This is a genomic window from Streptomyces sp. NPDC102402, assembly GCF_044765765.1.
In the GTDB taxonomy this organism is placed as follows: Bacteria; Actinomycetota; Actinomycetes; order Streptomycetales; family Streptomycetaceae; genus Streptomyces.
In genome coordinates this window covers 415,356-440,227 of sequence record NZ_JBIWKR010000002.1, presented here as the reverse complement: position 1 = coordinate 440,227, position 24,872 = coordinate 415,356, and the positions used below count along the sequence as shown (strand labels likewise).

Sequence of the window (24,872 nt, the reverse complement as noted above, 5' to 3'; positions counted from 1 at the left end):
TCCGCGCTCAGATGCGCCCGGGGCGCCGGCTCCCCCTCAGAGCGTCCACCGACCAGTACGACGCGCCCGCCAGCAGCAGTGGCAGCCAGGCCATGAGGTAGACGAGGTCGTTGCCGTAGTAGTACGGCGTGGCCTGCCAGCTGACGGTCAGCCACAGGCTCAGCGAGATCAGGGCGCCGCCGAGGGCGGCGAGGCGGGCCCACAGGCCGGCGAGGGTGCCGAGGCCGACGAGGAGCTCGCCGATCGCGATGGCGTAGCCGAAGCCGTCGGGGCTCTTCAGGGCCAGGTCGACGAGGCCGGGGATCGCCGCGCTGTCGCGTACGCCGTTCATCATCTCGCCGATGGAGCCGGGGCCGCTCGCCGACAGGAAGGCGCTGTCGGTGAGCTTGTCGAGCCCCGCGTAGACGAAGGTGACGCCGAGGAAGATCCGCAGGGGCAGGAGCGCGTACTGCCCCGCCCGGTCCCTGAGACTCCTCGGCTCGTCCAGCCCGTACGAACCGCCCCTGTACCCGCTCATCACTGTCCCGCTTTCCGTTGGCCCTTCAACAGACCATACGTACGCCGGTTCGGTGCCGCTCACCAGGTGCGCGGTTCAGTCCGTGACGTCGATGAGGCAGGAGTTCGTCTCCACGCCCGCGGCCGTGACGACCTGCACCTCCACGGTTCCGGGTTCGACCTCCACGGGCACGGGCACGGTGAGCACCGTGTCCGACGGGTTGGCGAAGCCCCCGGCGACCGGGATGAGAGGGACGTGCACATGCACCCGGCCGATCCTGACGACCACCCGCGCCAGCCTGTCGGGGCCGCCGGCACCGGGCGGGACGAATCCCGCGCCGCGGATCTCGACGTCGTCGCCGGTACGGATCGGGGCGTCCAGGTCCCCCGCCTCCCGGGCCCGTACGACCGACAGGATGACGGGCCGGCCGCCCTCCGCGTACTTCCCGGCGAAGTACGTCGCCGCCGAGACGGCCACCAGGACCGCCAGGCCCCACGGCAGATCCGGGAGCTGCTCGGGCCGGCGGGCCAGGCGGACCGCGGAGAACAGCACGGCGACGGCGCTGACCAGCACGTACTGCACGTCCGTGAAGCTGCCGCGCCCGGAGTCGTCGGTGAGCAGGTCGGCCGCCCGGGGCCGGTCCGCCCGGAGCTTCTGCAGCCGCTGGGCCAGCACCCGTACGGTCACCACCCGGCGTACGACGACGGCGACGGCGCACACCAGAGCGAGCACGGTCAGTACGCCCGCCGAGCGGATCAGGTCGAGCCCCTCGATCAGGGCGTCGCGGTCGGCGTGGTCGGACGCCCCGGCCAGCTGCAGCGCGAGGACGAGCACGGCGAAGACGGCGAGGAGCACCCAGGACGCTGCGACCGTGCGCGAGGTGGAGAGCCGGTTGTCCTCGCCGATCAGCGGGGCGAGGAGGCCGCCGCGGGCCCGGTGGACGCGGGCCGCGCCGGTCAGCAGGCCCGCGGTGACGAACGCCGCGATCAGGCCCGCGGTGCGGGCCGTGGACCAGCCGGCACCGATCGCGGTCACGGCCTCTCCGATGACCAGCAGCGCGACACCGCCCCAGACCACCACGAGGGTGCGATGCCAGAGCGTGTGGAGCCAGGCGTCACCTGCCTCACGGCTCCGCTCGGCGACGGCGCGGGCCGACTCGGTCAGCTCGTCGGACACCCACTGGCGGGACGCCGACACGGACTGGGCTACGCCGGAGGGCAGGCCCTTCCCGGCGGCGAGTTCGTCCCGTTTGGCGAGGAAGGCCGCCACCGCGCGCCGGTGTCCTTCGTGTGCTCCGTGCGGGCAGTCGCCGCACGTACAGCCACCGCCGTGCGCACTCTTCGCCCTCGCCTCGTCCAACGCCACGGAGAACGCCGCCCTTTCCCGCCCCGGTAGAACCAACTCGCCTGTGATTTCTGCGAATTGTGCCGTACGTGGCGGGCTCGCCCCACATCGGGGCGGGCCGGGAGCGCCTGTCGTAGAAATGTGCGATTCTCAGGCGCCGAGCACGAGGTAGGCAAGACCCAGTGTCCCCCGGTATCCCCCGTAATACCCGGTGCGGCGGGCGTCGACGGCCTCGGTCACCCCGGCGTGCAGCGGGTGGCCCGGATTGGCCAGCGCCCAGCGCTCGCCGCGTCCGATGTTGGCCGCCGACTCGAAGAGGTCCCACTCCCGACGGTCGGCGACGGTCACCTGGAGCGGCCTCAGCCCCGCGGCCTCAGCCTGCCGGATCAGCTGCAGCAGCGAACCGAAGTCGTCCGGCTCGGCGCCCAGCCCCTCCAGCGCGGCGGCCGAGGGCTCGCGCTCCCAGAAGCCGTCCCCGAACAGCACCCGCCCACCGGGACGAACGGCTGCCCGCAGGGCCCTCAACGCGTCCGGGGTGCCGCCGGGCCAGGCGTGCGATGAGCCGATCGAGACGGCGAGGTCGTAGCCGCCCCCCGGATGTTCGGCGGCAGGGACCTCGTGGAACCGCACCCGGTCGGTGAGTCCGCGCTCCTCTGCCAGCCGGAGTCCTCGCGCGACGGCTTCCGGATCGGTCTCGATACCGTCCCCGGTTGATCCGGGCGCCGCTTCGACCAGGCGCATCAGCAGCTCGCCCCAGCCGCTGCCGAAGTCGGCGATGCGGGCGCCGGGGGGTGGCTCGCAGGCGGAGATCAGCCGGGCCGCGTGTTCCTCGGAGAGCGGGGTGTTCCAGGTGAGGCGGTCGTTCCCGGGGGCGGACATGAGGGCGCGGATCTCTTCGCTCGGCATGACCGGGAGCCTGGCACGGGACGTCGGCGGAGGCCAGGAATTTCTACCGGCCCCGGTTGTAGATCTCCGTGAGGTCCGCCTCGATCGGGAAGGGCGAGTCCAACTTGATCTTGTTGTGATGGATGCCCGTGGGTGTGTAGGCCTTCAGGGCCGGATCCAGTTCGTAGACGTAGACGATGGGCAGGCCGTCCCCGTTCGCCTCGACCCGCCAGAAGTGCGGTACTCCGGCGGCCGCGTACTTGCGAGGCTTGACCTCACGATCGCGGTCGACCGAGTCGGGAGAGACGACCTCGACGACGAGGACGACGTCCTCGGGGGCGTACCACGTCTGATCGGCGCCCAGATCCGCCTCCGCGCGGTAGACGAGCAGGTCCGGTTCCGGGCGGTTCCGGGCGTCGAGCCGGATGCCCATCTCACGATCGACATCCAGATCGTGCGGCAGATACGCCAACAGGGCCTTTTCCAGCAGCCACATCGTGCGGGTGTGGAACTTCCGCTGCGGACTCATGAAAACGAGACTCCCGTCGATCAGCTCCGTGTGGGGCGGGAGGCCCGGGATCCGGTCGAGGTCGTCCGACGTCCATCCGCCCTCGGGCGGGATGGGCCAGCGATACCGCTGTTCGTCGGATGCGGCGCTCATAAGTGCTCCCATGGGGCTGAGTCTCGTCTCCTCGGTCAGCGTACCCAGCGGATACGACGATGCCGCCGCCCAAACGAATGAGCGACGGCATCGGCGTTGACCTCAGGGAGCAGTTGACCTCAGGGAGCAGGGGTCACTCCCACTCGATCGTCCCCGGCGGCTTGCTCGTCACGTCGAGGACCACGCGGTTGACGTCGGCGACCTCATTGGTGATGCGGGTGGAGATCTTCGCCAGCGTCTCGTACGGCAGGCGCGACCAGTCGGCCGTCATCGCGTCCTCGGAGGAGACGGGGCGCAGCACGATCGGGTGGCCGTAGGTACGGCCGTCGCCCTGGACGCCGACGCTGCGGACGTCGGCGAGCAGGACCACCGGGCACTGCCAGATGTCACGGTCGAGGCCGGCTGCCGTCAGCTCCTCGCGGGCGATGGCGTCGGCCTCGCGCAGCAGGTCGAGCCGCTCCTTGGTGACGTCGCCGACGATGCGGATCCCGAGGCCGGGGCCCGGGAACGGCTGGCGCTGGACGATCTCCTCCGGCAGGCCGAGCTCCTGGCCGACCATCCGGACCTCGTCCTTGAACAGCTGGCGCAGCGGCTCGACGAGCTGGAACTCGATGTCGTCGGGGAGCCCGCCCACGTTGTGGTGGGACTTGATGTTGGCGGTGCCGGTGCCGCCGCCGGACTCGACGACGTCCGGGTAGAGGGTGCCCTGCACGAGGAAGGCGACCTCGGGGCCGTCCTCCTGGAGGATCTCCAGCTGGGCCTGCTCGAAGACGCGGATGAACTCGCGGCCGATGATCTTCCGCTTCTGCTCCGGGTCGGACACGCCGGCCAGGGCGTCGAGGAAGCGCTTCTCCGCGTCGACGACCTTCAGCTTCGCGCCGGTCGCGGCGACGAAGTCCTTCTCGACCTGCTCGGTCTCGCCCTTGCGCATCAGGCCGTGGTCGACGTAGACGCAGGTGAGCTGCGAACCGATGGCCTTCTGCACGAGGGCCGCGGCGACCGCGGAGTCCACGCCGCCGGAGAGGCCGCAGATGGCGCGCTTGTCGCCGACCTGCTCGCGGATCAGGGCGATCTGCTCCTCGACGACGTTGGTGGTCGTCCAGGTCGGCTCGATGCCCGCGCCCCGGTAGAGGAAGTGCTCCAGGACCTGCTGGCCGTAGGTCGAGTGCATGACCTCCGGGTGGTACTGGACTCCGTAGAGCTTCTTCTCGTCGTTCTCGAAGGCGGCGACCGGCACGACGTCCGTGGACGCGGTGACGGTGAAGCCCTCGGGGGCGGCGGAGCAGGCGTCGCCGTGCGACATCCAGACGGACTGCTCGGTGGGGGTGCCCTCGAAGAGGGTGGAGCCGGCCTTGGAGACGGCGAGCGGGGTGCGGCCGTACTCGCGGGCACCGTTGTCGTCGACCGTGCCGCCGAGGGTGGTGGCCATCAGCTGGAAGCCGTAGCACATGCCGAAGACCGGGACCCCGGCCTCGAACAGCGCGCGGTCGAGGCTCGGCGCGCCCTCCGCGTACACCGACGACGGGCCGCCGGAGAGGATGATCGCCCGCGGGTTCTTGGCCAGCATCTCGGCCACCGGCATCGTGGACGGGACGATCTCGCTGTAGACCCGGGCCTCACGGACGCGACGGGCGATGAGCTGGGCGTACTGGGCGCCGAAGTCGACTACCAGGACGACGTCGGTCGTGGTGTCGGGGGCGGCGGGGGGTGCTGCTGGCACGGGGCGGCCTTCCGGCGGTGGAGAGGGGTCGGTCCTCCCAATTCTACCGGCCGTGGAACGGCGCTCCGCCGGGCTCCCGTCTCACCATCCGGGCCCGGCGTGGACCCGGCCGGGGGCGGGGTCCATACTTGCCCCATGCGTCAGCACACGATCTTCGTCTTTACCTATGGCACCCGGCCCGCCGGCTGCCATGGTCGTGCTGCTTGAGCAACTGACAAGCACTTTCCAAGGCGCCCCGGGCCGACAGGCCCGGGGCGCTCTGGCGTTCCGGGCCCGTCGCTCCGGGGGCCCCGGCCCACCAGGAGTCACAGATGAGCAGCACCACCGCACCCACGAAGACGGCCGCCGAGCGGACCGGGGCGCACACCGACGAGGCCGCTTCCCTGATCGGGGGCGCCAGGACGCGCATCGACGCGCTGGACGACCGGATCATCGGCCTCGTCCAGGAACGGATGGCCGTCTCGGCGGTCATCCAGGAGGCCAGGATCACGTCCGGTGGCCGCCGGGTGAACCTCTCCCGGGAGATGGACGTCCTCAGCCACTACAGCGACGCCCTGGGCAAGCCGGGCACGTCGCTCGCCATGACGCTGCTGGAGCTGTGCCGCGGCCGGGTGTGACCGACGGGAAGGCTGTACGGCCGTACCCGCGTTCGGCACCGGTCTCACCCGTACGGCGCGTGACCGGGGCCCGGACGGCCTCGTTGGTCCAGGTGTCCGTGCCAGCCAGGGGCGGCATCGGTGGGAATCCACGTGTGGCTCCGCCGGATCGTGTGACGTGCCGCAGGTACGTCGTGGGACCACGACCCGGCGTGTGTGACCGGTCCGCAGGGGACAGCAGCCCGGTCACCCATGTGCGGCCGGCCCCGGGGACGCCCGGGACCGGCCGCCTTCGGACCGTCGTCACGGCGGTCCGCGACGACGACGGCGTCAGCCCTGCCGGGCGCGGCGCCGCGTCGTCATGTACAGCGCGCCTCCGGCGGCCAGGGCGACCGCCGCGGCCGCGGAGGCCATCAGTGCGACCGAGCCGGTGGAGGCGAGGCCGCCGTCCGTGCCCGGCGACGCGGAGCCGGACGTGCCGCTGCTTCCGGCCGTGCCCGAGCCCGGGCCGGACGAGGCACCCGGCGTGCCGGCAGTCCCGGAGCCCGCGGTGTCACCGCCGGTGGAGCCCTCGGAGGCGCCCGCCGTGCCGTCGGCGCCGTCCGACGTGGCGCCCGTGTCCCCGGACCCGGAGCCGTCGCCGTTGAGCACCAGCTCGGCCTTGTTGTTCGCCGGCTTCACGTCGAAGGGAAGCTCGGGGTCGGCCAGCCAGGTGTTGCGGATCCGGACGTCGCCGGAGGCGTTCGGGACAGCCTTGGTGATCTTCAGGTCGAACGGCCACGTGCGCTCCGAGCCGTCGCGCACGGTCATCCGCGTGTTGCAGACGTAGCGCGGCGCGGCGCTCTGGTCCTCGCGGTACTTGCCGTCGGCCGTGACGCCCCGGCAGGCGTCCGGCTTTCCGGTGACCTCGGCGCCCTCGGGGACGGTGAAGTCGAGGGTGGCGACGGGCTCGCCGGAGCGGATGTAGCCGATCCAGGCCGGCCCGTCGTTGCGGAAGCCGATGTCGGCGGTGACGGTGTCGCCCACGGATCCGTCGGCCTTGCCGCCCACCGCCACGAAGTCCGCGGTGTTCTCGGTGCGGAAGTCGGCCTCCTGCTGGTTGTTCCAGGGGTCGAGGTCCGCGCTCCGCGCGGAGGAGGTGACCTTCTTCAGGGTCAGCTCGGGGCCGGTGCCGCGGGTGAAGGGCGCTCCCGCGCGCTGCGCGGAGCGCTGGGCGTCGCCGTCCTCGCCTATGCGGTAGATGAACGTGTCGTAGAACGCGCGCTCGGTGGCCTTGACGGACATCGGCACGCCCAGCGTGTAGGTGGCGCCCGGCTCGTAGGAGCCCTCGACGAAGCACAGGGTGGTGGCCCAGGCGTAGCTGTCGAACGGCTCGTCACCGGCCTCGCCGTTGTACTCGCAGTTGGCGTACTGCTCGGGGATCTCCAGCCCGCGCGAGTACCTCAGGGTCAGCAGGACGCCGTCCGCGGCCGTGGTGCCCTTGTTGGTGAAGGTGATCGGCGCGGGCTGCGCGTCGCCCGGCTTCAGCTCCTGCTTGAAGGGGAGCTGCTTCATGGCCAGGTCGGGGCCGCCGATGGTCACCGTCGTGGAGAACGGGGTGAAGGTGACCCCGTCCGCCGAGCCCGTCACCTCGATGGTGCCGGAGGCTCCGTCCTTGCTGCCCTTGGCGGCGGCGAGGTCGAAGTCGGCGATGGAGCTGAGACCCGCGTACACCCCGTAGTCGTGGCAGACGGCGGTGGCGCCGGTGATCTCGCAGTCCGATCCGGTGTCCTCGGCCGGGAGGACCTGGGCGACGCCCGCGATGCCGCTGAGGTCGAGGGTGTACGTCACCTCCCCCTCGTAGCCCATGCTCTCCTCGTCCGGATCCGGGTTGTGGACGGTGAATTCGAGCGCGGACCTCTGCGGGGAACCGGACGCCGGATAGGGGTGCAGGGCCGTCTCGGCGGGCCCGCCGAGGGTGAAGACGGGGTCGGCGGCCTGCGCCGGGGTTCCGGCGGCGAGAGATCCGGCGGCGAGCAGACCGGCGGCGGCGAGACTGCCTGCCGCGCGGCGCAGGGCTGGTCTGGGGGACATGCGTGACATCGCGAACCTCTGGGGATCGGCGGAGCTGTGTGACTGCTGTGACTCGGTACGGGTTCGACCGCGCTGCGGCGTGAACAGTTGCGCCGGGCAAGATCACGAATTGACTACGCCGGGATCCGGTGGAAGGTGTGGCGCGCGCCACATAAAGATTCTGTGAAACGGAGGACAACCGTTACCGGCCCTCGCAGGTCATCCATGGCGAACACACCGGCTCGTTCCGTGCCCCACAACGGCAGGCCCGTTCGCCCTTCCACTTCGCCGTACCGCAACCCGCGCGGTACCACGGACCGCTGAGGCCACAGATGAAGCTTCGCCGCACCCTGGCAATCGCCGCCGCCACCGCCGTCATAGGCCCGGTCGTCCTGCTCTCGGCGCCCGCCGCGTTCGCGGACCCCGAGACCACGACGACCGAGACCACCTCGCCCGCTCCGACCGAGACGGCGAGCGAGACGCCGTCCCCGACGGAGACCCCGGAGAACACCGAGTCCGCCTCGCCCTCCGAGACGCCTGAGGCCACGGAGTCGTCCGAGGGCACCACGCCGGAGACCACCTCCCCGGCCCCGACCGCCACCGAGTCGGAGACGGCGTCCGCGACGCCGACGCCCACCGCCTCGGAGACCGAGGACGAGGAGGAGCCCACCCCGACGTGTGAGCAGGGTCCGCTGGAGCTCTCCATCAACGGCCTCTCCGGGAAGATCGTCCGGGGCAGCGGCTGGGACCGGTTCACCTTCAACGTCTACAACGACTCCGAGAAGACCGTGAAGAACGTGGCGTTCTTCGCGGGCGCCGCCGCCGACGAGGCGGGCGAGCAGCTCTTCACCTCCAAGCAGGTCCGCCTCCAGGCGCTCAACGAGGCCGACGGCACCTGGGAGGACCTGGACGAGCTGGGCACCTCGTCCGGTTACGTCGGCGAGACCGACTCGATCAAGCCCGGCTACGAGGTCGACATCTCCCTGCGCCTCAAGGTGGAGGCGAGCGCACCCGTGGGGGCCGGCTTCAGCCTCGGTGGCGGGCTCGTCTTCGGCGAGGAGCTCGAGGCCGTGCCGTGCTTCACGGACGTCGCCTACAAGTTCCAGATCGTCAAGGCCGGTGACGAGGACGGTGTGAAGCCCCAGGAGGGCGGCAAGATCCCCGCGCCCGCGGAGAAGCCGGCCGACGGCGCCAACAAGGTCACCGGCAGCCTCGCCGAGACCGGTTCGTCCTCCAGCACCCCGGTGTTCGCCCTCGCGGGCGGCGCGGCCGTGGTCCTGGGCGCCGGCGCGATGTTCGTCGTGCGCCGCCGCAAGAACGGTGACGCCGCCGCGTAAGGCGCGTCACCGGTGGATACGCGGAGGGGCTGCACTCGGAGGGGGGTGCAGCCCCTCGGCGTACCCGGGGTCAGGCGTCCGACGCCGTCCTCTTCGGCGGAACCGCCGGCATGCCGAGGAACGGAAGCCTCAGCGCGCCGAACGCCTTCTCGGGCACGGCGGGCGCCATGGGCTCGACCGCGGAGAGCCGCTCGTACGCCGCGCCCTGTGCGGGGCGCGGGTCCTCCTCGCCCTTGTTGGGCCAGAAGGACATGGCGCGCTCGGCCTGTGCCGTGATGGTCAGCGACGGGTTGACGCCGAGGTTCGCGGAGACGGCGGAGCCGTCGACCACCGAGATGCCGGGGTGCCCGTACAGCCGGTGGTAGGGGTCGATGACGCCCTCCTCCGCGCTCGCCCCGATCGGGCAGCCGCCGAGGAAGTGCGCGGTGAGCGGTGTGCCCATCAGCTCCCCGATGTTCGATCCTGCGAAGCCGTTGATCTCCTGGGCGAGCAGGGTCGCGCCCTGGGTGGCCTCGGCGATCTGGGTGGGGTTGGGCGAGCCGTGGCCCTGCCGGGCGGTGAGCAGCCCCTTGCCGACGCCGCCGGGCTTGCGGTACGCGGTCAGTGAGTTGTCCAGCGACTGCATGACGAGGCCGATGATGGTCCGCTCCGACCAGCGCCGGTTGGACAGTGACCTCATGGTCAGCAACGGGTGCTTGGCCACGTTGCCGAACCAGCTCAGCACCCGGTGGGTGCTGTAGGGCACCTGGAGGATGGTCAGCGCGCCCATCGCGTTGGAGCCCTTGCCGTAGCGCACCGGCTCGATGTGGGTGTTCTCGTCGGGGTGGATGGACGAGGTGATGGCGACGCCCCGGGTGAAGTCGGCCTTGGTGGTGCCGTGCTTCCTGCGGTAGCGGCGGTCGCTGGTCTGCGCGCCCACCAGCCCCTCGGAGTTGGTGCGGGTGAGCTCGCCCAGCCGGGACGAGAGCCGGGGCAGCCGCCCCTCGTCCTTCATGGTGTGCAGCAGGGTCTGGGTGCCGTACGTGCCCGCGGCGACGACCACCTGCCGGGCCCGCAGCACGGACGGCTTCGCCTTGCGGCGGCGGTTCGTGGGGACGGTCGACACGCGGTAGCCGCCCTCGGGGCCGTCCGTGACCGCGACGACGGACGTCATCGGGTGGATGACGGCTCCGGCCTTCTCCGCGAGGTACAGGTAGTTCTCGTTGAGGGTGTTCTTCGCGCCGTGCCGGCAGCCGGTCATGCACTCGCCGCACTGGGAGCAGGCCTTGCGGGCGGGGCCCGCGCCGCCGAAGTAGGGGTCGGGGACCTCTCCGCCGGGCTCGGTGCCCGCCGTGCCGTCGGCGTCCTTCCCGTCGCCGAAGAAGACGCCGACCGGCGCGAGGTGGAAGGTGTCGCCGACGCCCATGGTCTCGGCGACGGCCTTGAGGTGGACGTCCGCCGGAGTGACCGTGGGATTGAGCCGGACCCCGAGCATCCGCTTCGCCTGGTCGTAGTACGGCGCCAGTTCGTCCTTCCAGTCGGTGATGCCGGACCACTGCCGGTCCTCGAAGAACGGTGCGGGCGGTACGTACAGCGTGTTGGCGTAGTTGAGGGAGCCACCACCGACGCCGGCGCCCGCCAGCACCATCACCTTGCCCAGCAGGTGCACGCGCTGGATGCCGAACAGGCCGAGGGCCGGGGCCCACAGGTAGTTCTTGATGTCCCAGGAGTTCTTGGGAAGCGTCGCGCGGGTGAAGCGGCGCCCCGCCTCCAGGACGCCGACCCGGTATCCCTTCTCGCTCAGCCGCAGGGCCGAGACCGCGCCCCCGAAGCCCGACCCGACGACGAGGACGTCGTAGTCGTACGCGTCGTCGTCCGCCGCCTGAGCGGCCGGCACGGCCTGATTCCGGGCAGGGCTGTCCTGGGGCATGGCTCTCCTCGGTACGAAAAGGGCGGCAAGGGTGGTGCCGCCGGGGGTCAGCGCAGCCGGAAGGCCTTCATCGCCTTGAGGCTGCGGCTCATGAAGGCCGCGTACTTCTCGTCGTCCATCCCGAAGGCCGGTGCGAGGGGCATCAGCCGCTGCTGGGCGACCGTCTGGGCCTCGGTGTACTTCAGGATGCCCTCGGAGCCGTGCCGCCGGCCGAGACCGGATTCCTTCATGCCGCCCATCGGTGACTGGACACTGCCGTACGCGGGTGCGTACCCCTCGTTGATGTTGACGGTGCCCGCCCGCAGCCGCGCCGCGATCCGGTGGGCGCGCCGGGCGTCCTTGGTCCAGACGCTGGCGTTGAGTCCGTAGGGGGTGGCGTTGGCGAGGGTGACCGCCTCGTCCTCGTCGGTGAACCGGTAGAGGGAGACGACCGGGCCGAAGGTCTCCTGGGTGCAGACGGCCATCGGCTCCTGCACGTTGTCGAGGATGGTCGGCTCGTGGAAGAACGGGCCGATGTCGGGGCGGGCGGCCCCGCCCGCGACGATCACGGCCCCCTTCTCCACGGCCTCGGCGACGTGGTGGGTGACGGTCTCCAGCTGGCGCCCGCTGACGAGCGAGCCCATCTCGGCACCGTACGCGAGGGAGTTGCCGAGGCGCATCGCCTTCGTACGGGCGGCGAAGCGCTCGACGAAGGCGTCAGCGACGGACGCGTGGACGTACAGCCGCTCGATGGAGATGCAGAGCTGGCCGGCCGAGGAGAAGCAGGCGCGCACGGCGCCCTCCGCGGCCTTCTCGATGTCGGCGTCCTCCAGGACCAGCATCGGGTTCTTGCCGCCCAGCTCCAGCGAGACACCGACCAGCCGTGCCGCGGCGCGCAGGGCGACGTCGCGGCCCGTCGTGGTCGAGCCGGTGAAGGAGACGTAGTCGGCACGCTGGACGACCTCCGGCCCGACGACGGGCCCCACACCGAGGACGACCTGGAACACCTCGGCGGGCAGACCGGCCTCGATCAGCAGGTCACGGGCCCACAGCGCGGTCAGCGCGGTCTCCGTGTCGGGCTTCATCACGACGGCGTTGCCCGAGACGAAGGCGGGGAGCGCGTCGCCGACGGAGAGTTCGAGCGGGTAGTTCCAGGGGGCGATCTGGCCGATGACACCGCGCGGCTGACGCAGTTCGGTGACCTTGGTCAGGGTGGGGACGACCCCGGTGTGGCGCTTCGGCCTGAGGTACGCGACGGCCCTGCGCCCGTAGTGACGGGCCGAGACGGCGACGGCCTGCACCTCCTCGTGGGCGTGCAGCCGGGCCTTGCCGGTCTCCAGCTGGATGAGGTCGAGGACCTCGGACTGGCGCTGCAGGATCAGGTCGTGGAAGCGCAGCAGCACCGCCGCTCTGGCCCTGAGGGGCGTCGCGGCCCAGGCGGGCTGGGCGGCGCGGGCCCGGTCGAAGGCGGTCTGGACGTCCTCGGGGGTGGACTCCGGAAGGTCCGCCAGCTTCTCCCCGGTGAAGGGGCTGTGGTTGAGCGTGCGGCCGGAACCCACGACGCCACGGGTCAGCTGGGCGATCACCTCGGGCGTGACCACGTCCGCGGCGGTACGCGCGCCCGTCGGGGCGGCGGCCACCGGATTGGTGCCGACACGGCCACCGGAGGCGGCGGAGGTGGTCGAGGAAGCCTGCGAGTCCGTCATGAGGGCGAGAGTATGTCCACCCGACGACTTTGGGTACCCGTGGGTAACAGGTTTTCACAGACCCCGCCAGGGACGCCTGCCGCACCTGCCCATACAGCCAGTGATCACTGGCTGTATAACCGCTGATCAGGGGCGATCCACCGTCGCTCCCGGCGCCGGGCGTCAGGAATCGTGAATTCCCAGCCGCCCGGTCACCTCGGCGTCGACGTCCGCCCCGCCCGCCGCGGCCGGACCGGCCGCGGATGCCCCGGCGGGACCGTGTCAGCCGGTCCCCTCCGGCGGTTCCCAGCCGCGCAGCATGGTCTCGAAGAGCTGCCGGGTCTCGGCCTGCTCCCCGGCGGGGCCGGTCAGGTAGAACGCGTACTCGGGTCCGCCCGTCTCGGCGAAGTACATCTGGTCGATCCCGTGGCGCGGCCCCGGCTGCCCTGTGGACTCGACCCAGGTGAACTCCCAGCGGGAGCCGGGGCGGTCGCGGAAGACGTTCTCCTCCAGCCTCAGTCGTGCGTACTCCGGGAGGCGCTTCGCCAGGTCCTTCTCGATGCTCCGCATGTGCGCGTACGAGGTGCCGAAGTCGGGCTGGGGATCCAGGCTTATCCGAAGGCTGTGCGCCCCGCCGTCGGGGCTGTACTCGATCTGGTCACCGCCCGTCCGCCGCTCCCAGCCCTCCGGGAGGAGCAGGCCGAAGCCCTCGGGGGCGGTGACCTTCTCCCAGCCGTCGGGGACCTCCGTCGAGGTGGGCTCGTCCTCCACGGGCGGCGGATTCCCCCCGTTCCCGGAGGAGGCGGAGGGAGCCGGGTCCACGGTGCTCCGCTCCCCCGTGCCGCCGGACGTACTCCCGCCTCCGTCACCGGTGTTCCTGATGACCAGACCCACCGCTCCGCCGAGCAGCGCGGCCACCGCGAGGATCAGCAGGACGGTGCGCCAGCGGCTCCCGCCACGCCGGGTGGCCGGAGCCGTGGTGTGCGGGGCCGCGGGAGGCGGAGGCGGCGGACCGGACAGCCGGGCGGTGGAGTCCTCCGGGGCCGAGAAGGCCCTCATCTCCTCCTCCGAGACCCGCTGCGTCGGCACGTGCGCCTGGGCGGCCCGGGGCTTCCGGCCCTCCATCGCGTCCAGGAGCATGCGCTCCGTCTCCTCGGCCGTCGGGCGGTCCGCGGGGTCCTTGCGCAGCAGGGCGGTGATCACGGGCGCCAGGGCGCCGCCGCGCAGCGGCGGGAGCGGTTCCTCCGCGACCACGGCCTGCATGGTGGAGATGGGGGACGTCCGGCGGAAGGGCGAGCGCCCCTCGACCGCCGTGTAGAGAGTGGCTCCCAGCGACCAGAGGTCGGAGGCGGGTCCGGGATCGCCGCCGCGCACCCGCTCGGGTGCCAGATAGTCGACGGATCCCACCAGTTCACCGGTCCTGGTGATGGTGGAGTCACCCTCGATCGCGGCGATCCCGAAGTCGGTCAGCAGGACCTGCCCGTCACGGGCCAGCAGGACGTTGGCCGGCTTCACGTCCCGGTGCAGGACGCCCGCGCCGTGGGCGGCCCGCAGGGCGCCCAGCACATGGAGCCCTATCCTGGCCGCCTCGCGCGGCCCGACCTCGCCGGACTCCTTCGCCGCGTCGGCGAGCGAGGGCCCGTCGACGTACTGCATGACGATCCAGGGGCGGTTGTCGTACTCGATGACGTCGTGGACGGTGACGACTCCCGGGTGCGTGATACGTGCCGCCGCGCGCGCCTCCTTCTGCGTGCGGGCGTGCAGCACGGCCCGGTCCGCCTCGGCGACGTACAGCCCGGCGGTCAGCTCCTTGACGGCCACGGTCCGGTGGAGCACCTCGTCCTGGGCGCGCCAGACCTTGCCCATGCCGCCGCGCCCCAGAACGTCACCCAGCCGGTACCGCCCGGCCAGTACGATCCCCTCATCCGTGCCCTGCGCGTGTTCCACGTGTGTCCTCGCCCCGTTCCTTGGGACGACAGGGTACGGACGGGAGGTGGTGTCACGGAACCTCACACCGCCCACGAGACGGGACTGTGATGCTTGTCGCGCATCGCTGTCGCCCTGTCAGGAGCCCACTCGGTACGACGAGATGGCCTGCTCGTAGATCTCGGACACCCGGTCCCGCTCGCTCTCCGGGCCGATGACCTGGACGATGTGGTACCTGCCGTCCACGATCATGGCCAGGTTGCGGACGTACACCTGACGGCCGCCGCTCTCCTGCCAGGTGAACTGTCCCTCGGCCATGGCCTGCCGCCCCACGTCGACGCGGCGCAGGCCGGTGGACGTGGCCCAGCTCGACTCACGGAAGGGCTTCAGCTCCGGCTCCGCGTTCCGCTGGTAGTCCAGCGGGTCGCTGCCGTTGGCCTTGACGGTGTCCCGGCCTGGCACGACCAGCACGCTGAACCCGTCACTGCCGTACCGGACCTGACGGTCCGCGTTGGCCGGGCTGCGCTGCCAGTCCTCGGGCAGGCCGATCTCGAAGCCTTCGGCGTCCTTGCGCAGCTCGTAGCCGGGCGCGAGGGCCACGGCGGAGCGGCTGGTCTGCGGTTTCTCCGCGCCCGAGGACGTGGAGGGCTCGGGCGTACCGGATGGTGCCGTGGCGCCGGTGGACGGGCTGCCGCCCGGGCCCGCCGGGGCGACGGAGTCCGAAGGCGCCGCGCCCGTGCCGGACCCCTGCTCGGGCATGAACATCACGGCGTAGGCGACGGCGGCCGCCATCGCCAGCAGGATCAGCACCAGCAGCAACCGTCCGAGCCGCCTCGGTGCCCGGCCGCCGGGCGGCGGCCGGCGCAGCACCTTGGGCTCCTTGGGTTCGCGGACCGCACGCGGCGGCTTCTCGTACGCCTGCGGCTCCTCGAACGCCCTCGGCTGCTCGTACGCCTGCTGCCTCTCGCGGCGCTGCTGCCTTCCCTGACGGTGCCGGCCGTGCGCCGCCCCCCGGCCCCGGCGCCGGCGCACCAGCTCGCCCCGGCGGCGCACGACGGGCAGGCGGGTGGCGTCGGCGGGCGGCAGCGTGACGATGTCGGTGCCGGCCTCGGGCTCGGGCGCCGAGCGCACGAGGGAGCGCAGCCAGCCGCGCAGCTCCTCGAAGTCGGGCCGCTCCGTGGGGTCCTGACGCAGCAGCGATTCGACGACGGGCCGCAGCGGGCCGCACTCCTCGGCGAAGGCGGGCGGTTCGCCGCAGACCATCTGCACGAGTTCGGCGGCGTTCTCCTCCGGGTAGGGGGCGTGGCCCTGCACGGCACGGTAGAGCAGCGCGCCGAGCGCCCACAGGTCGGTGGAGGGGCCGATCGGCGGGGCGAGCTGCCAGTTGTCGTGGACCGGGCCCGCCTGCTCGGGTGCCCACCGCTCGGTGACGGCGCCGACGACGGCTATACGGGCCTGCCGGGCGCGTTCGGCGGCCAGTGGGGTGGCCGGGCCCCGGTACGCGGAGGCGCCGCCGCCTCCCGCGACGACCTCGTCCCACCCTCCGGCGGGCACGCGGGCGGCGACGGGCTGGGGCAGGCGGTCCTGGCGCTCCACGGACCCGCTGCCGAGGCGCCGTGCGTCGGCGCGCAGCGCGTCCTCGCCCGAGCGGCCGGGCCCGCCGGAGCCGCCAGCGGGCACGGGACGGGCGGAGCCGGGGCCGTCGCCCCAGGTACCGGCGAGATGGACGCGCCGGCCGGGGGGCATGGGACCGCCGGGCCCCTCGTCGTCGTCGTCCTCGTCGTCCTCGTCGTCGTACGCGTACGGGGATCCGGCGGGCCCGCCCCAGGTGCCGGGCAACTGCGGGGGTCCGGCTGTGCGCGGGACGGCGGTGTGCGGGACGGCGGGCTTCCCGGTCCCGTCCGCCTCCTCGGTCCCGTCCGCCTCCTCGGTCGCCTCCGTCTCCTGGCCACCGTCCCGGTCGTCGTCCGCGCGCCTGCGCTCCTCGCCGCGGGCCGCGGCCCGGGCACCCGCGCGGTAGGCGGCGATGGCTCCGGCGCGGGCGGCGCGCAACTGTGCCGCGCTCCCCGCCCCGGGCTGCGCCGCGGGCAGGGCCGGCTGAGCCACCTCGATCTCGGCGCGGGGGCCGGCGGGCGGTACACCGTCGGCGGGCGTCCTGGGGGCGGGCAGTGCCTCCGGGGGCGCGTCCGGGCCGGGCAGCGCGGCGGGGCCCGGCCCGTACGGCGCCGGGGACGCGTACAGAGGGGACCCGGCCGCCGGGAGCTCGTACGGGGGCGACTCCGCCTGCGGGGGCTCGTGCGGGCCGGGCTCCACCGCCGGGAGCTCGTACGGGGGCGACTCCGCCTGCGGAGGCTCGTACGGGCCGGGCTCCACGGCCGGAGGCTCGTACGGGCCGGACTCCACCGCCGGGGGCTCGTACGGGCCGGTGGGGCCCGATTCGACCGCCGGGGGCCCGTATGCGTTCTCGTCGTCCGGCTGCGGCGCCGGAACGTATCCGCAGAGCGCTTCCTCGGCCGCGCCCGCCGCCAGTCCGGTCAGCACCACACGGCCGTCGTCACAGACCAGCACCGTGCGGACCGTGATGTTGCGGTGCGTCCAGCCGTGCGCGTGCAGCACCCGGAGCGCCGTGAGCACGTCGGAACCGATCTCGGCGGCCCGGTAGGGGTTGAGGGGGCGCTCCGCGAGGAGGGCGGCGAGGGACCGGGCGGCGACCAGTTCGCTCACTATCCAGAGCGATCCCGCCTCGGCGAACACGTCGAAGACCTGGTCCAGGCGCGGATGGTCGGGTACCTGGGCGGCCGCCTGCGCGGCCTCGATCGCCCGCCGGACCGCGGGGTCCGTGGACCGCCGCACCGTACGCCCGGTGGCGCGCCTGGCCGGGGGGGCACCGTCGCCGTCGAGCACCTCGGCGTCCACGACCTCCGGCAACGGCACCTGCCGGACCAGGACTTCCTGTCCGCTGTAGGTGTCGAAGGCCCGCGTCTCGGCCAGTTCGTACGCATCGGACGGCGGCAGGGGAAGGCGGTAGCGGTCGGCAAGCACCCGACCCGCGTAGTCGTCCACGACGCCTCCCCAGAGCGCGCTGTTCCCCCGGTCACGGAGACCGCATGAATCCATCAATTGCGTTCAGCTGCTGTGCAACTGACACATGATTCCGGCTGCGTACGGTCCTCGGTCTCTCACCATACGTGGCAAGACCTGACCGTGCGGCCGGGTCAGGGCAACCCGGCCGCTCCCTCGTGCGCACCGGGCGTGTCAGCCGGGTGCCGGGTGTCAGGTCAGTCGGTGGGCTCGAACGTGGCGAACGCCGTCTCGCGCAGGGTCTTGCACGCGTCGCCGTCCCACTCGTCCGCCTTGCAGCTGATCATGATCGAGTAGCCGTGGGTGGCGTCGACCTTGAAGCCCCGGTTGAGGACCCGGACCCGCATGCCCTGCTGGTCGCGCGTGAACTCCCAGTCCGCGACGGTCGGGTAGCCGTTGTAGTCGACCTTCTTTATCCCGATGTGCTGGTAGCCCTCGCTGAGGCTCTTGGTGCCCGCGACCGCCCCGGCCCAGGCAGCTGCGGCGTCTTCCTTGGGGGACGAGTTGTAGTCGACCTGGACTCGGGGGAAGCCGCCGTCGGAGTTGTAGATGGCGCCCGAGTTCCGTCCCGCTATTTTGAAGAACTCGAAGTTCCCGGGCATCGCCATCGAGAAGTGGAACTGCTTGTTGGTGACCGTCTTGTAACCGGTGGGCGGCGCGTCCGGGTCGGGAGACGGCTCCTCGGGTTCTGCCGATGGCGAGGTGTCGCCCGACGCCTCACCCTTGTCCTTCCCCTGGCCGTCCTTGCCGCCGTCCTGCGCGGCATCGCCCTCGTCCTTGCCCGAGCCGCCGCCGGTGGCCTGCTCGGTGGCGTCGCCGGTCGTGGCTCCGGCCGACGAGGCGGTGTCGCCCTTGGACCCGCCGCCCTCGTTGCCGGTGTCGTCGTCGCCGAGTGTGAGGGCCAGGACCGTGCCGAGCACGGCGAGCACGACGACGCCTGCGATGACCGCCAGGGTGCGGCGCGGCACGACGTCGGTGATGGACGCCCGGGTCGCGGCAGGCCGTCCGGGCGGCACGGCGGGCCCGGAGGCGGACGCGGTGGTCGCGGTGGCGGTGGGGGCTGGGGACTTGGCGTTGCGTACCGACCGCAGCGCGCCGCGCAGGCGTTCCTTCGTCCCCTCCGCGCCCGCCGGAGCGGTCGCCGACGAGGAGCCGGGACCGGAGGGGGAGCCGGACGCCGCGTCCTCGGGGGCCGAGCCGTCGGTGGCCGGCCTCCCGGAGCCCGCGAGCGCCCCTGAACCGGCCGATGAACCGGCCGAGGCGGGCACGGAGGCCGCGGCGGCGCCCGCTGCGGCCGCACCCGCGGTCTTCTTGGCACCGCCCCTGCCGCTCCGGCCGCCCTTGCCGCTCCCGGCGTCACCGATCGTGGGCAGCGCCATGACCTGAGTGCGTTCCGCCGGAGGCACGGCGGGTGCCTCCGGAGCGTTGACCACCGCGTTGAGCAGGACGCGCGCCCCGGCGTCGTCCAGCCGCTGGTCGGGGTCCCTGGCCAGCAGACCGTAGATGACCTCTTCCAGCGGACCCGCGTGGACGGGAGGTTCGACCGGCTCCGTCATCACCGCCGTCAGCGTGGCGATGGCCGAGCCCTTGTCGTACGGCGGGCGCCCTTCGACGCTGGCGTACAGCAGCCCGCCGAGCGACCAGAGGTCGGCCGGCGGCCCCGGCTTGTGGCCGCGGGCCCGCTCGGGCGAGATGTAGGAAGGGGCGCCGACGAGCATGCCCGTCGAGGTGACGGAAGGGTCGCCCTCGACCTGGGCGATCCCGAAGTCGGTCAGGACGACCCGCCCGTCCTCCGAGATCAGCACGTTGGACGGCTTCACGTCGCGGTGCAGGATGCCCTCGCGGTGTGCCGAGCGCAGCACGTCGAGGATGGCGAGGCCGACCTCGGCCGCGCGCCTCGGCGTCAGTGTCCCGTCCTCGCGGATCACCTCGGCGAGGGACTTGCCCTCGATCAGCTCCATGACGATCCACGGCCGGTCGTCCTCGTCGACCACGTCGTAGACCGTCACCGCACTGGTGTTGCGGATCCTCGCGATCGCCTTCGCCTCACGCAGGGTTCGCGTGATGAGACGCCGCTTCTCCTCCTCGTCGATGGACGAGGGGAAGCGCAGTTCCTTGACCGCTACCGTGCGTCCCAACGTCTCGTCGGCAGCACGCCAGACCGTGCCCATGCCGCCCCGGCCGAGCACCTCCCCGAGACGGTACCGCCCCGCCAGGAGACGTCCTTCCTTGTCCCCTTGGGGCTCCCGCGCCTGCTCCGCCTCCGACATGCGTCCCCTCTGCGATCAACCCGCCCTGGCAGAGCGTTCATTGTCCCTCACCCCGGGACCGCCCATGGTCCCGGGTCTGGGTCGGCCATGTTGTGGCCGGAGGGAGGAACCCGTTGCCCTGCCGATATCCAGGGCGCTGCCCGTCGCCCCGCTGCCGCTGACTCCGCTCGCCCCGGGACCCGCGAGCCTGCCCAGCGAACCACACCCCACGCCCGCATCGTCCTACCTCCCCCGGCTCGCCGTCGAGGGCCGTGCTCCGGCGGCCCCCTTTCCGGCACTCCGGCGCACCCCCGCCGACGGCGGACATCCGCCTCCGCGCGCTCCGGCATCCGGGGCGGGGGACCGCTTCCAAGCAGGCGGTTTCACCGGGACGTTCGTCGCGACGGTGGTCCGCCGGCCCGCCCGCCAGGGCGGACCCGGACCGGACGACAGCGTCGAGGAGCATCCGCCGGGTCTCGTTGCGGGGGCACGGGTGTGACCGAGCGCGACAGGTGGGTGGCCCTTGAGCACGCCGGTCGGCCCATGGGCGCGGTGGATGGCCCACGGCTCGAGCGGGCCCTGGCCGGCAGGCGCTCGTGAACCGCCGAGGGCCCGTCTACCCTGGCCGGATGATTGGCGAGGGGGACTTCCGGGTCGGTGACGTGCTGTCGGTCGCGTGCCCCTTCACGGTCACCACGGTCGAGCGGGGCGTCACGTGGGATCACGTCTCGGTGCGATGGCCGTGGTGGGAGATCGACAGCGGCAACGAGTTCGCGCACTGGAACGGGATCGTCGCCCTCGGCGTGGACGGCGGCGGCAGCATCGCGTCCGAGACGGAGCCCGAGCTGTTCCGAACGGACCCTCCGCCCGAGCATCTGAAGGCCGGAGACGTGTGCCGGGTCGGTGTGCCGCCCACCGTGGTGCACGTAACGGGCGTCGACCACCACGATCCCCCGCTGGAGACGGCCTGGCTGCCACGTCCCACCGAGACCGTGCCGTGCTGCGCCGAGGTCTGTCCTGTCGCGAGTTCCCGGATGAGAGCCATCTCGACGGCTCGGGGTACACCATCCACCCCGGCGACGGGATCCCCTTCACCTTCGAACTGCTGATGCGTCCGTACGCGTCTCTCCAGGTGGGCGACGAAGTCGCCGACATCGCCGGCCGGGCATGGCGGTTCGAAGGCCCCTGGGACTGGACCGCCTTCGACGAAGAGCCGGCAGGTAAAGGCCCCACGTGGCCGCTCGTCCTGCTCACCCGGGCGGGGACTCCGTGCTCCGTCGAGGACGCCGAAGCGGTGGCCGCTAGCACGGCGAGCGGCTCGCACCAGGAGACGGTCCGACACTGGATGGCACTCACCGAGGCCTTGCCCACACCCTGACCTGCCGGGACGTCCGCGGGATCCCCCCGTGGTGAGCGCGGACCCGACCCCCTGGGCCGACTGTCGTGCACGGTCACATCGGGAAAGACGGTTCCGCCCTCACCCTGCGCGCGCCTGCCCCGCACGAGCGGACCCGACGACGGCACGGCTGCCCGTCCCGCCACGGATCCGGCGCTCACGGGCTGCCGGCCCGCGACCCGTGACCGTGGCCCGCGACCCGTGACCCTCGGTACGTCCTCACCTTCCGGGTCACCACGGACACACCGCCCGGGGCGGCCCTCGAAACGGAGTCGGTGGAGGCGGTGTTCTGTCCGCCGGCCCGCTCCGAGGGCCCGTGGGGCGCCTAGAGCGGCACGATGTCGGGCGCCCCCAGCCGCGCCGCGTCCGCGGTCAGGTCGTCGGGCTGGCGCTGGGACTCCCTCTCCGCCTCCACCCGCTTGCGGTAGTGCTCCACCTCACGCTCGACCTGGTCGGCGTCCCAGCCGAGGACCGGCGCCATCAGGTCGGCGCATTCACGGGCACACCGGGTGCCCCGGTCGAAGGTCTCTATGGAGATCCGGGTGCGCCGCGTCAGGACGTCGTCGAGGTGCCGGGCACCCTCGTGGGAGGCGGCGTAGACGACTTCCGCCCGGAGGTAGTCCTCGGCCCCGGCCAGCGGCTCCCCCAGCGACGCGTCGGCCTTCACGAGATCGAGGAGCTCCTCGGCCATCGAGCCGTAGCGGTTGAGCAGGTGCTCCACCCGGACGACGTGCAGCCCCGTGCGAGCGGCGATCCTGGCGCGGGCGTTCCACAGGGCCCGGTATCCCTCGGCGCCCAGCAGCGGGACGTCCTCCGTGACACAGTCCGCCACCCGCTGGTCCAGGGCGTGGACCGCCTCGTCCACGGCGTCCTTCGCCATCACCCGGTACGTCGTGTACTTGCCTCCCGCCACCACGACGAGCCCCGGTGCGGGGTGGGCCACGGTGTGCTCGCGCGAGAGCTTGCTCGTGGCGTCCGACTCGCCGGCCAGCAGGGGCCGCAGTCCGGCGTAGACGCCCTCGACGTCGTCCCTGCCGAGCGGGGTGTTCAGGACCGAGTTGACGTGATCGAGCAGGTAGTCGATGTCGGCACTGGAGGCGGCCGGGTGGGCCTTGTCCAGGTCCCAGTCGGTGTCGGTCGTGCCGATGATCCAGTGCCGGCCCCACGGGATCACGAAGAGCACCGACTTCTCGGTCCGCAGGATGAGCCCGGTCGAGGAGTGGATGCGGTCCTTGGGCACGACGAGGTGGATCCCCTTCGACGCCCGGACGTGGAACTGTCCGCGCTCGGCGATCAGGGCCTGGGTGTCGTCCGTCCAGACCCCGGTCGCGTTGACCACCTGCTTGGCCCTGACCTCGTACTCCCCGCCGCCCTCGACGTCCTGCACACGCGCGCCGACGACCCGCTCGCCCTCCCGCAGGAAACCGGTGACCCGCGCGCGGTTGGCCACGTGCGCGCCGTAGCCCGCGGCAGTGCGCACCAGGGTCGCCACGTAGCGCGCGTCGTCCATCTGGGCGTCGTAGTACTGGAGGGCTCCGACGAGGGCGTCCTTCTTCAGAGCGGGGGCGACCCGCAGGGCACGGCGGCGGGAGAGGTGCCGGTGCACGGGCAGCCCACGCCCGTGGCCGGAGGACACGGACATCGCGTCGTACAGCGCGACGCCCGAGCCCGCGTACAACCGCTCCCAGCCCTTGTGCTGCAACGGGTAGAGGAAGGGCACGGGCTTCACCAGGTGCGGCGCCAGCCGCTCCAGCAGCAGTCCGCGCTCCTTCAGCGCCTCCCGCACGAGGGCGAAGTCCAGCATCTCCAGATAGCGCAGCCCGCCGTGGATCAGCTTGCTGGACCGGCTGGACGTTCCGGACGCCCAGTCGCGCGCCTCGACCAGTCCGGTCGAGAGTCCTCTGGTCACCGCGTCCAGCGCGGTGCCGGCGCCGACCACGCCCGCTCCCACGACCAGCACGTCCAGTTCGCGCTCGGCCATCGCGGTCAGCGCCTCGGCGCGCTCCGCGGGTCCCAGTGTCGCTGTCCTCACTGCTGCCTCCCGGTAATCCCGGTGCATCGGGGTGGTACGGCACGGGAGCGGGGACCGGCCGGAAGGCCGGGCGCCCGTGCCCACCACTCGATTCTGTCCGCGCTCCGCGACTTCAGCCACCGCCTGTGGACAACACCCGCCCCACACGAGCCACAGAATGCGACATATAGGTCATATTTACGCCTAGTCTGACATTGCGCTGTCCACAGCGGTTGCGCTTTCTGTCTCTTGGCCTTAGGGAAGGACGGCCCACATGCCCGCAGACCTCGCCGTCATCGGACTCGGACACCTCGGCCTGCCCCTCGCCCAAGCAGCCGTCGGCGTCGGCATCCACACCGTCGGCTACGACACCGACCCACGCACCTTCGCCGAACTCTCCGCGGGCCGTACGCCGGTCGAGGGATCCCTCAGCGCGTCCGACATCCGCAGGATGGTCTCGGGCGGCTTCCGGCCCACCGCGGACCCGGCCGAGCTGGGCCGGGTCCGCACCGCCGCGATCTGCGCCCCCACCCCCCTCGGCCCGGACCGCACCCTCGACCTGGGCGCCGTGACCGCCGCGGCCCGGGCGCTCGCCGCCCGGCTCCGGCCGCACACCACCGTCCTGGTCGAGTCCGCCGTGCCTCCCGGCACCACCGAGAACGTCGTACGCCCGCTGCTGGAGGAGGGCTCGGGGCTGCGCGCCGGACGCGACTTCCACCTCGCGCACTCCCCCGGCCGGCTCGACCCCGGGAACCGCACCCACGTCTACGCCAACACCCCGAAGGTCATCGGTGGCCTCACCCCCGCCTGCACCGAGTCGGCCGCCGCCTTCTACGGGCGGCTCACCGACAAGGTCGTCCGGGCCCGCGGGCCGCGCGAGGCGGAGATGACGAAGGTCCTCGAGACCAACTTCCGGCACGTCAACATCGCCCTGGTGAACGAGATGGCGGTGCTCTGCCACGACCTCGGTGTGGACCTCTGGGACGTCATCAGGTGCGCCGAGACCAAGCCGTTCGGCTTCGAGGCGTTCCGCCCGGGCCCCGGAGTCGGCGGCCACGGCGCCCCGGTGGACCCCGGGTACTTCCCCTACGACAGCCGGACGTCCGGCCACCCGTTGCGCATGGTCTCGCTGGCCAAGGAGATCAACGACCGGATGCCGAGCTACGTGATCCAGCGCTGCGCGACCCTGCTGAACGAGCACGGCAAGTCCGTCCGCGGTGCCCGGGTCCTGCTGCTCGGCGTCACGTACAAGCCCGACCTCGCCGACCAGGAGGCCTCGCCCGCCCGCGAGATCGCGACCCGGCTGATGGACATGGGCGCCCAGATCGGCTATCACGACCCGCTCGTCCTGGACTGGCGGGTGCGCGACCTGCCCGTACCGCGGGCCGACTCGCTCTACGAGGCCGCCGCCGGGGCCGATCTGACGGTGCTGCTCCAGCACCACCGCACGTACGACCTCCAGGGGCTCGCGGTGAAGGCCCAGCTCCTCCTCGACACCCGGGGGGCCACTCCGGCTGGGGCCGCCCATCGCCTCTGACCTGCCCC

General features: G+C 72.4%; 17 protein-coding genes. 5 read left to right on the top strand and 12 right to left on the bottom strand.

Annotation, left to right across the window (positions count from 1 at the left end):
* Window positions 1-7: 7 nt before the first annotated feature.
* The 5 genes from ACIRJR_RS06915 to guaA form a co-directional block, all read right to left on the bottom strand.
* Window positions 8-517 carry a DoxX family protein gene (locus tag ACIRJR_RS06915; protein WP_403774908.1) on the bottom strand — a complete coding sequence of 170 codons (510 nt, stop codon included), beginning with the start codon at window positions 515-517 and terminating at the stop codon, window positions 8-10.
* Between the two features lie 75 nt (window positions 518-592).
* On the bottom strand, window positions 593-1,861 hold the full coding sequence (locus tag ACIRJR_RS06910) for a hypothetical protein (RefSeq protein ID WP_403774905.1): 1,269 nt from the start codon (window positions 1,859-1,861) through the stop codon (window positions 593-595).
* Window positions 1,862-1,990: 129 nt separating this feature from the next.
* The gene (locus tag ACIRJR_RS06905) at window positions 1,991-2,746 is read right to left on the bottom strand and encodes an SAM-dependent methyltransferase (protein ID WP_403774902.1); all 756 of its coding nucleotides are present in this window, start codon (window positions 2,744-2,746) and stop codon (window positions 1,991-1,993) included.
* A 43-nt stretch (window positions 2,747-2,789) separates the two neighbouring features.
* Entirely contained in the window at window positions 2,790-3,386 is a 597-nt protein-coding gene (locus ACIRJR_RS06900) for a Uma2 family endonuclease (RefSeq protein WP_403774899.1), read from the bottom strand.
* Window positions 3,387-3,519: 133 nt separating this feature from the next.
* Window positions 3,520-5,106 carry a glutamine-hydrolyzing GMP synthase gene (gene guaA, locus ACIRJR_RS06895; protein ID WP_403774896.1) on the bottom strand — a complete coding sequence of 529 codons (1,587 nt, stop codon included), beginning with the start codon at window positions 5,104-5,106 and terminating at the stop codon, window positions 3,520-3,522.
* Between the two features lie 311 nt (window positions 5,107-5,417).
* On the opposite strand from guaA, the gene ACIRJR_RS06890 reads away from it, so the two are divergent.
* Window positions 5,418-5,723, top strand: coding sequence for a chorismate mutase (locus tag ACIRJR_RS06890; RefSeq protein ID WP_403774893.1), 306 nt, complete (start codon window positions 5,418-5,420; stop codon window positions 5,721-5,723).
* A gap of 309 nt (window positions 5,724-6,032) precedes the next feature.
* Here ACIRJR_RS06890 and ACIRJR_RS06885 read toward each other — a convergent pair whose 3' ends face one another.
* Window positions 6,033-7,784, bottom strand: coding sequence for a peptidase (locus ACIRJR_RS06885; protein ID WP_403774890.1), 1,752 nt, complete (start codon window positions 7,782-7,784; stop codon window positions 6,033-6,035).
* Window positions 7,785-8,086: 302 nt separating this feature from the next.
* On the opposite strand from ACIRJR_RS06885, the gene ACIRJR_RS06880 reads away from it, so the two are divergent.
* Window positions 8,087-9,091 (top strand): LAETG motif-containing sortase-dependent surface protein, encoded by a 1,005-nt coding sequence (locus ACIRJR_RS06880; protein ID WP_403774887.1) that lies wholly within the window; start codon window positions 8,087-8,089, stop codon window positions 9,089-9,091.
* Between the two features lie 70 nt (window positions 9,092-9,161).
* Here the strand turns inward: ACIRJR_RS06880 and ACIRJR_RS06875 are convergent, their stop codons facing one another.
* From ACIRJR_RS06875 to ACIRJR_RS06855, 5 genes are all read right to left on the bottom strand, one after another.
* Window positions 9,162-11,000: a GMC oxidoreductase gene (locus ACIRJR_RS06875; RefSeq protein WP_403774884.1), complete on the bottom strand. Its 1,839-nt coding sequence runs from the start codon at window positions 10,998-11,000 to the stop codon at window positions 9,162-9,164.
* A 47-nt stretch (window positions 11,001-11,047) separates the two neighbouring features.
* Window positions 11,048-12,685: a succinic semialdehyde dehydrogenase gene (locus tag ACIRJR_RS06870; RefSeq protein ID WP_403774881.1), complete on the bottom strand. Its 1,638-nt coding sequence runs from the start codon at window positions 12,683-12,685 to the stop codon at window positions 11,048-11,050.
* 261 nt (window positions 12,686-12,946) lie between these two features.
* Window positions 12,947-14,611: a protein kinase gene (locus tag ACIRJR_RS06865; protein ID WP_403774878.1), complete on the bottom strand. Its 1,665-nt coding sequence runs from the start codon at window positions 14,609-14,611 to the stop codon at window positions 12,947-12,949.
* Between the two features lie 117 nt (window positions 14,612-14,728).
* Window positions 14,729-17,653 carry a protein kinase gene (locus ACIRJR_RS06860; protein ID WP_403774872.1) on the bottom strand — a complete coding sequence of 975 codons (2,925 nt, stop codon included), beginning with the start codon at window positions 17,651-17,653 and terminating at the stop codon, window positions 14,729-14,731.
* 215 nt (window positions 17,654-17,868) lie between these two features.
* A complete protein-coding gene (locus ACIRJR_RS06855) occupies window positions 17,869-19,941 on the bottom strand; it encodes a protein kinase (protein ID WP_403774869.1) in 2,073 nt (690 codons plus the stop codon).
* 608 nt (window positions 19,942-20,549) lie between these two features.
* On the opposite strand from ACIRJR_RS06855, the gene ACIRJR_RS06850 reads away from it, so the two are divergent.
* Window positions 20,550-21,029, top strand: a complete 480-nt coding sequence (locus ACIRJR_RS06850; RefSeq protein ID WP_403774866.1) for a hypothetical protein — start codon at window positions 20,550-20,552, stop codon at window positions 21,027-21,029.
* Window positions 21,029-21,298 carry a hypothetical protein gene (locus ACIRJR_RS06845; protein ID WP_403774863.1) on the top strand — a complete coding sequence of 90 codons (270 nt, stop codon included), beginning with the start codon at window positions 21,029-21,031 and terminating at the stop codon, window positions 21,296-21,298. The genes ACIRJR_RS06850 and ACIRJR_RS06845 overlap by 1 nt, the downstream gene beginning before the upstream one ends.
* Window positions 21,299-21,641: 343 nt before the next feature.
* Here ACIRJR_RS06845 and ACIRJR_RS06840 read toward each other — a convergent pair whose 3' ends face one another.
* Window positions 21,642-23,348 carry a glycerol-3-phosphate dehydrogenase/oxidase gene (locus tag ACIRJR_RS06840; RefSeq protein ID WP_403774861.1) on the bottom strand — a complete coding sequence of 569 codons (1,707 nt, stop codon included), beginning with the start codon at window positions 23,346-23,348 and terminating at the stop codon, window positions 21,642-21,644.
* Window positions 23,349-23,601: 253 nt separating this feature from the next.
* On the opposite strand from ACIRJR_RS06840, the gene ACIRJR_RS06835 reads away from it, so the two are divergent.
* The gene (locus tag ACIRJR_RS06835; protein ID WP_403774858.1) at window positions 23,602-24,864 is read left to right on the top strand and encodes a nucleotide sugar dehydrogenase; all 1,263 of its coding nucleotides are present in this window, start codon (window positions 23,602-23,604) and stop codon (window positions 24,862-24,864) included.
* Window positions 24,865-24,872 lie beyond the last annotated feature (8 nt).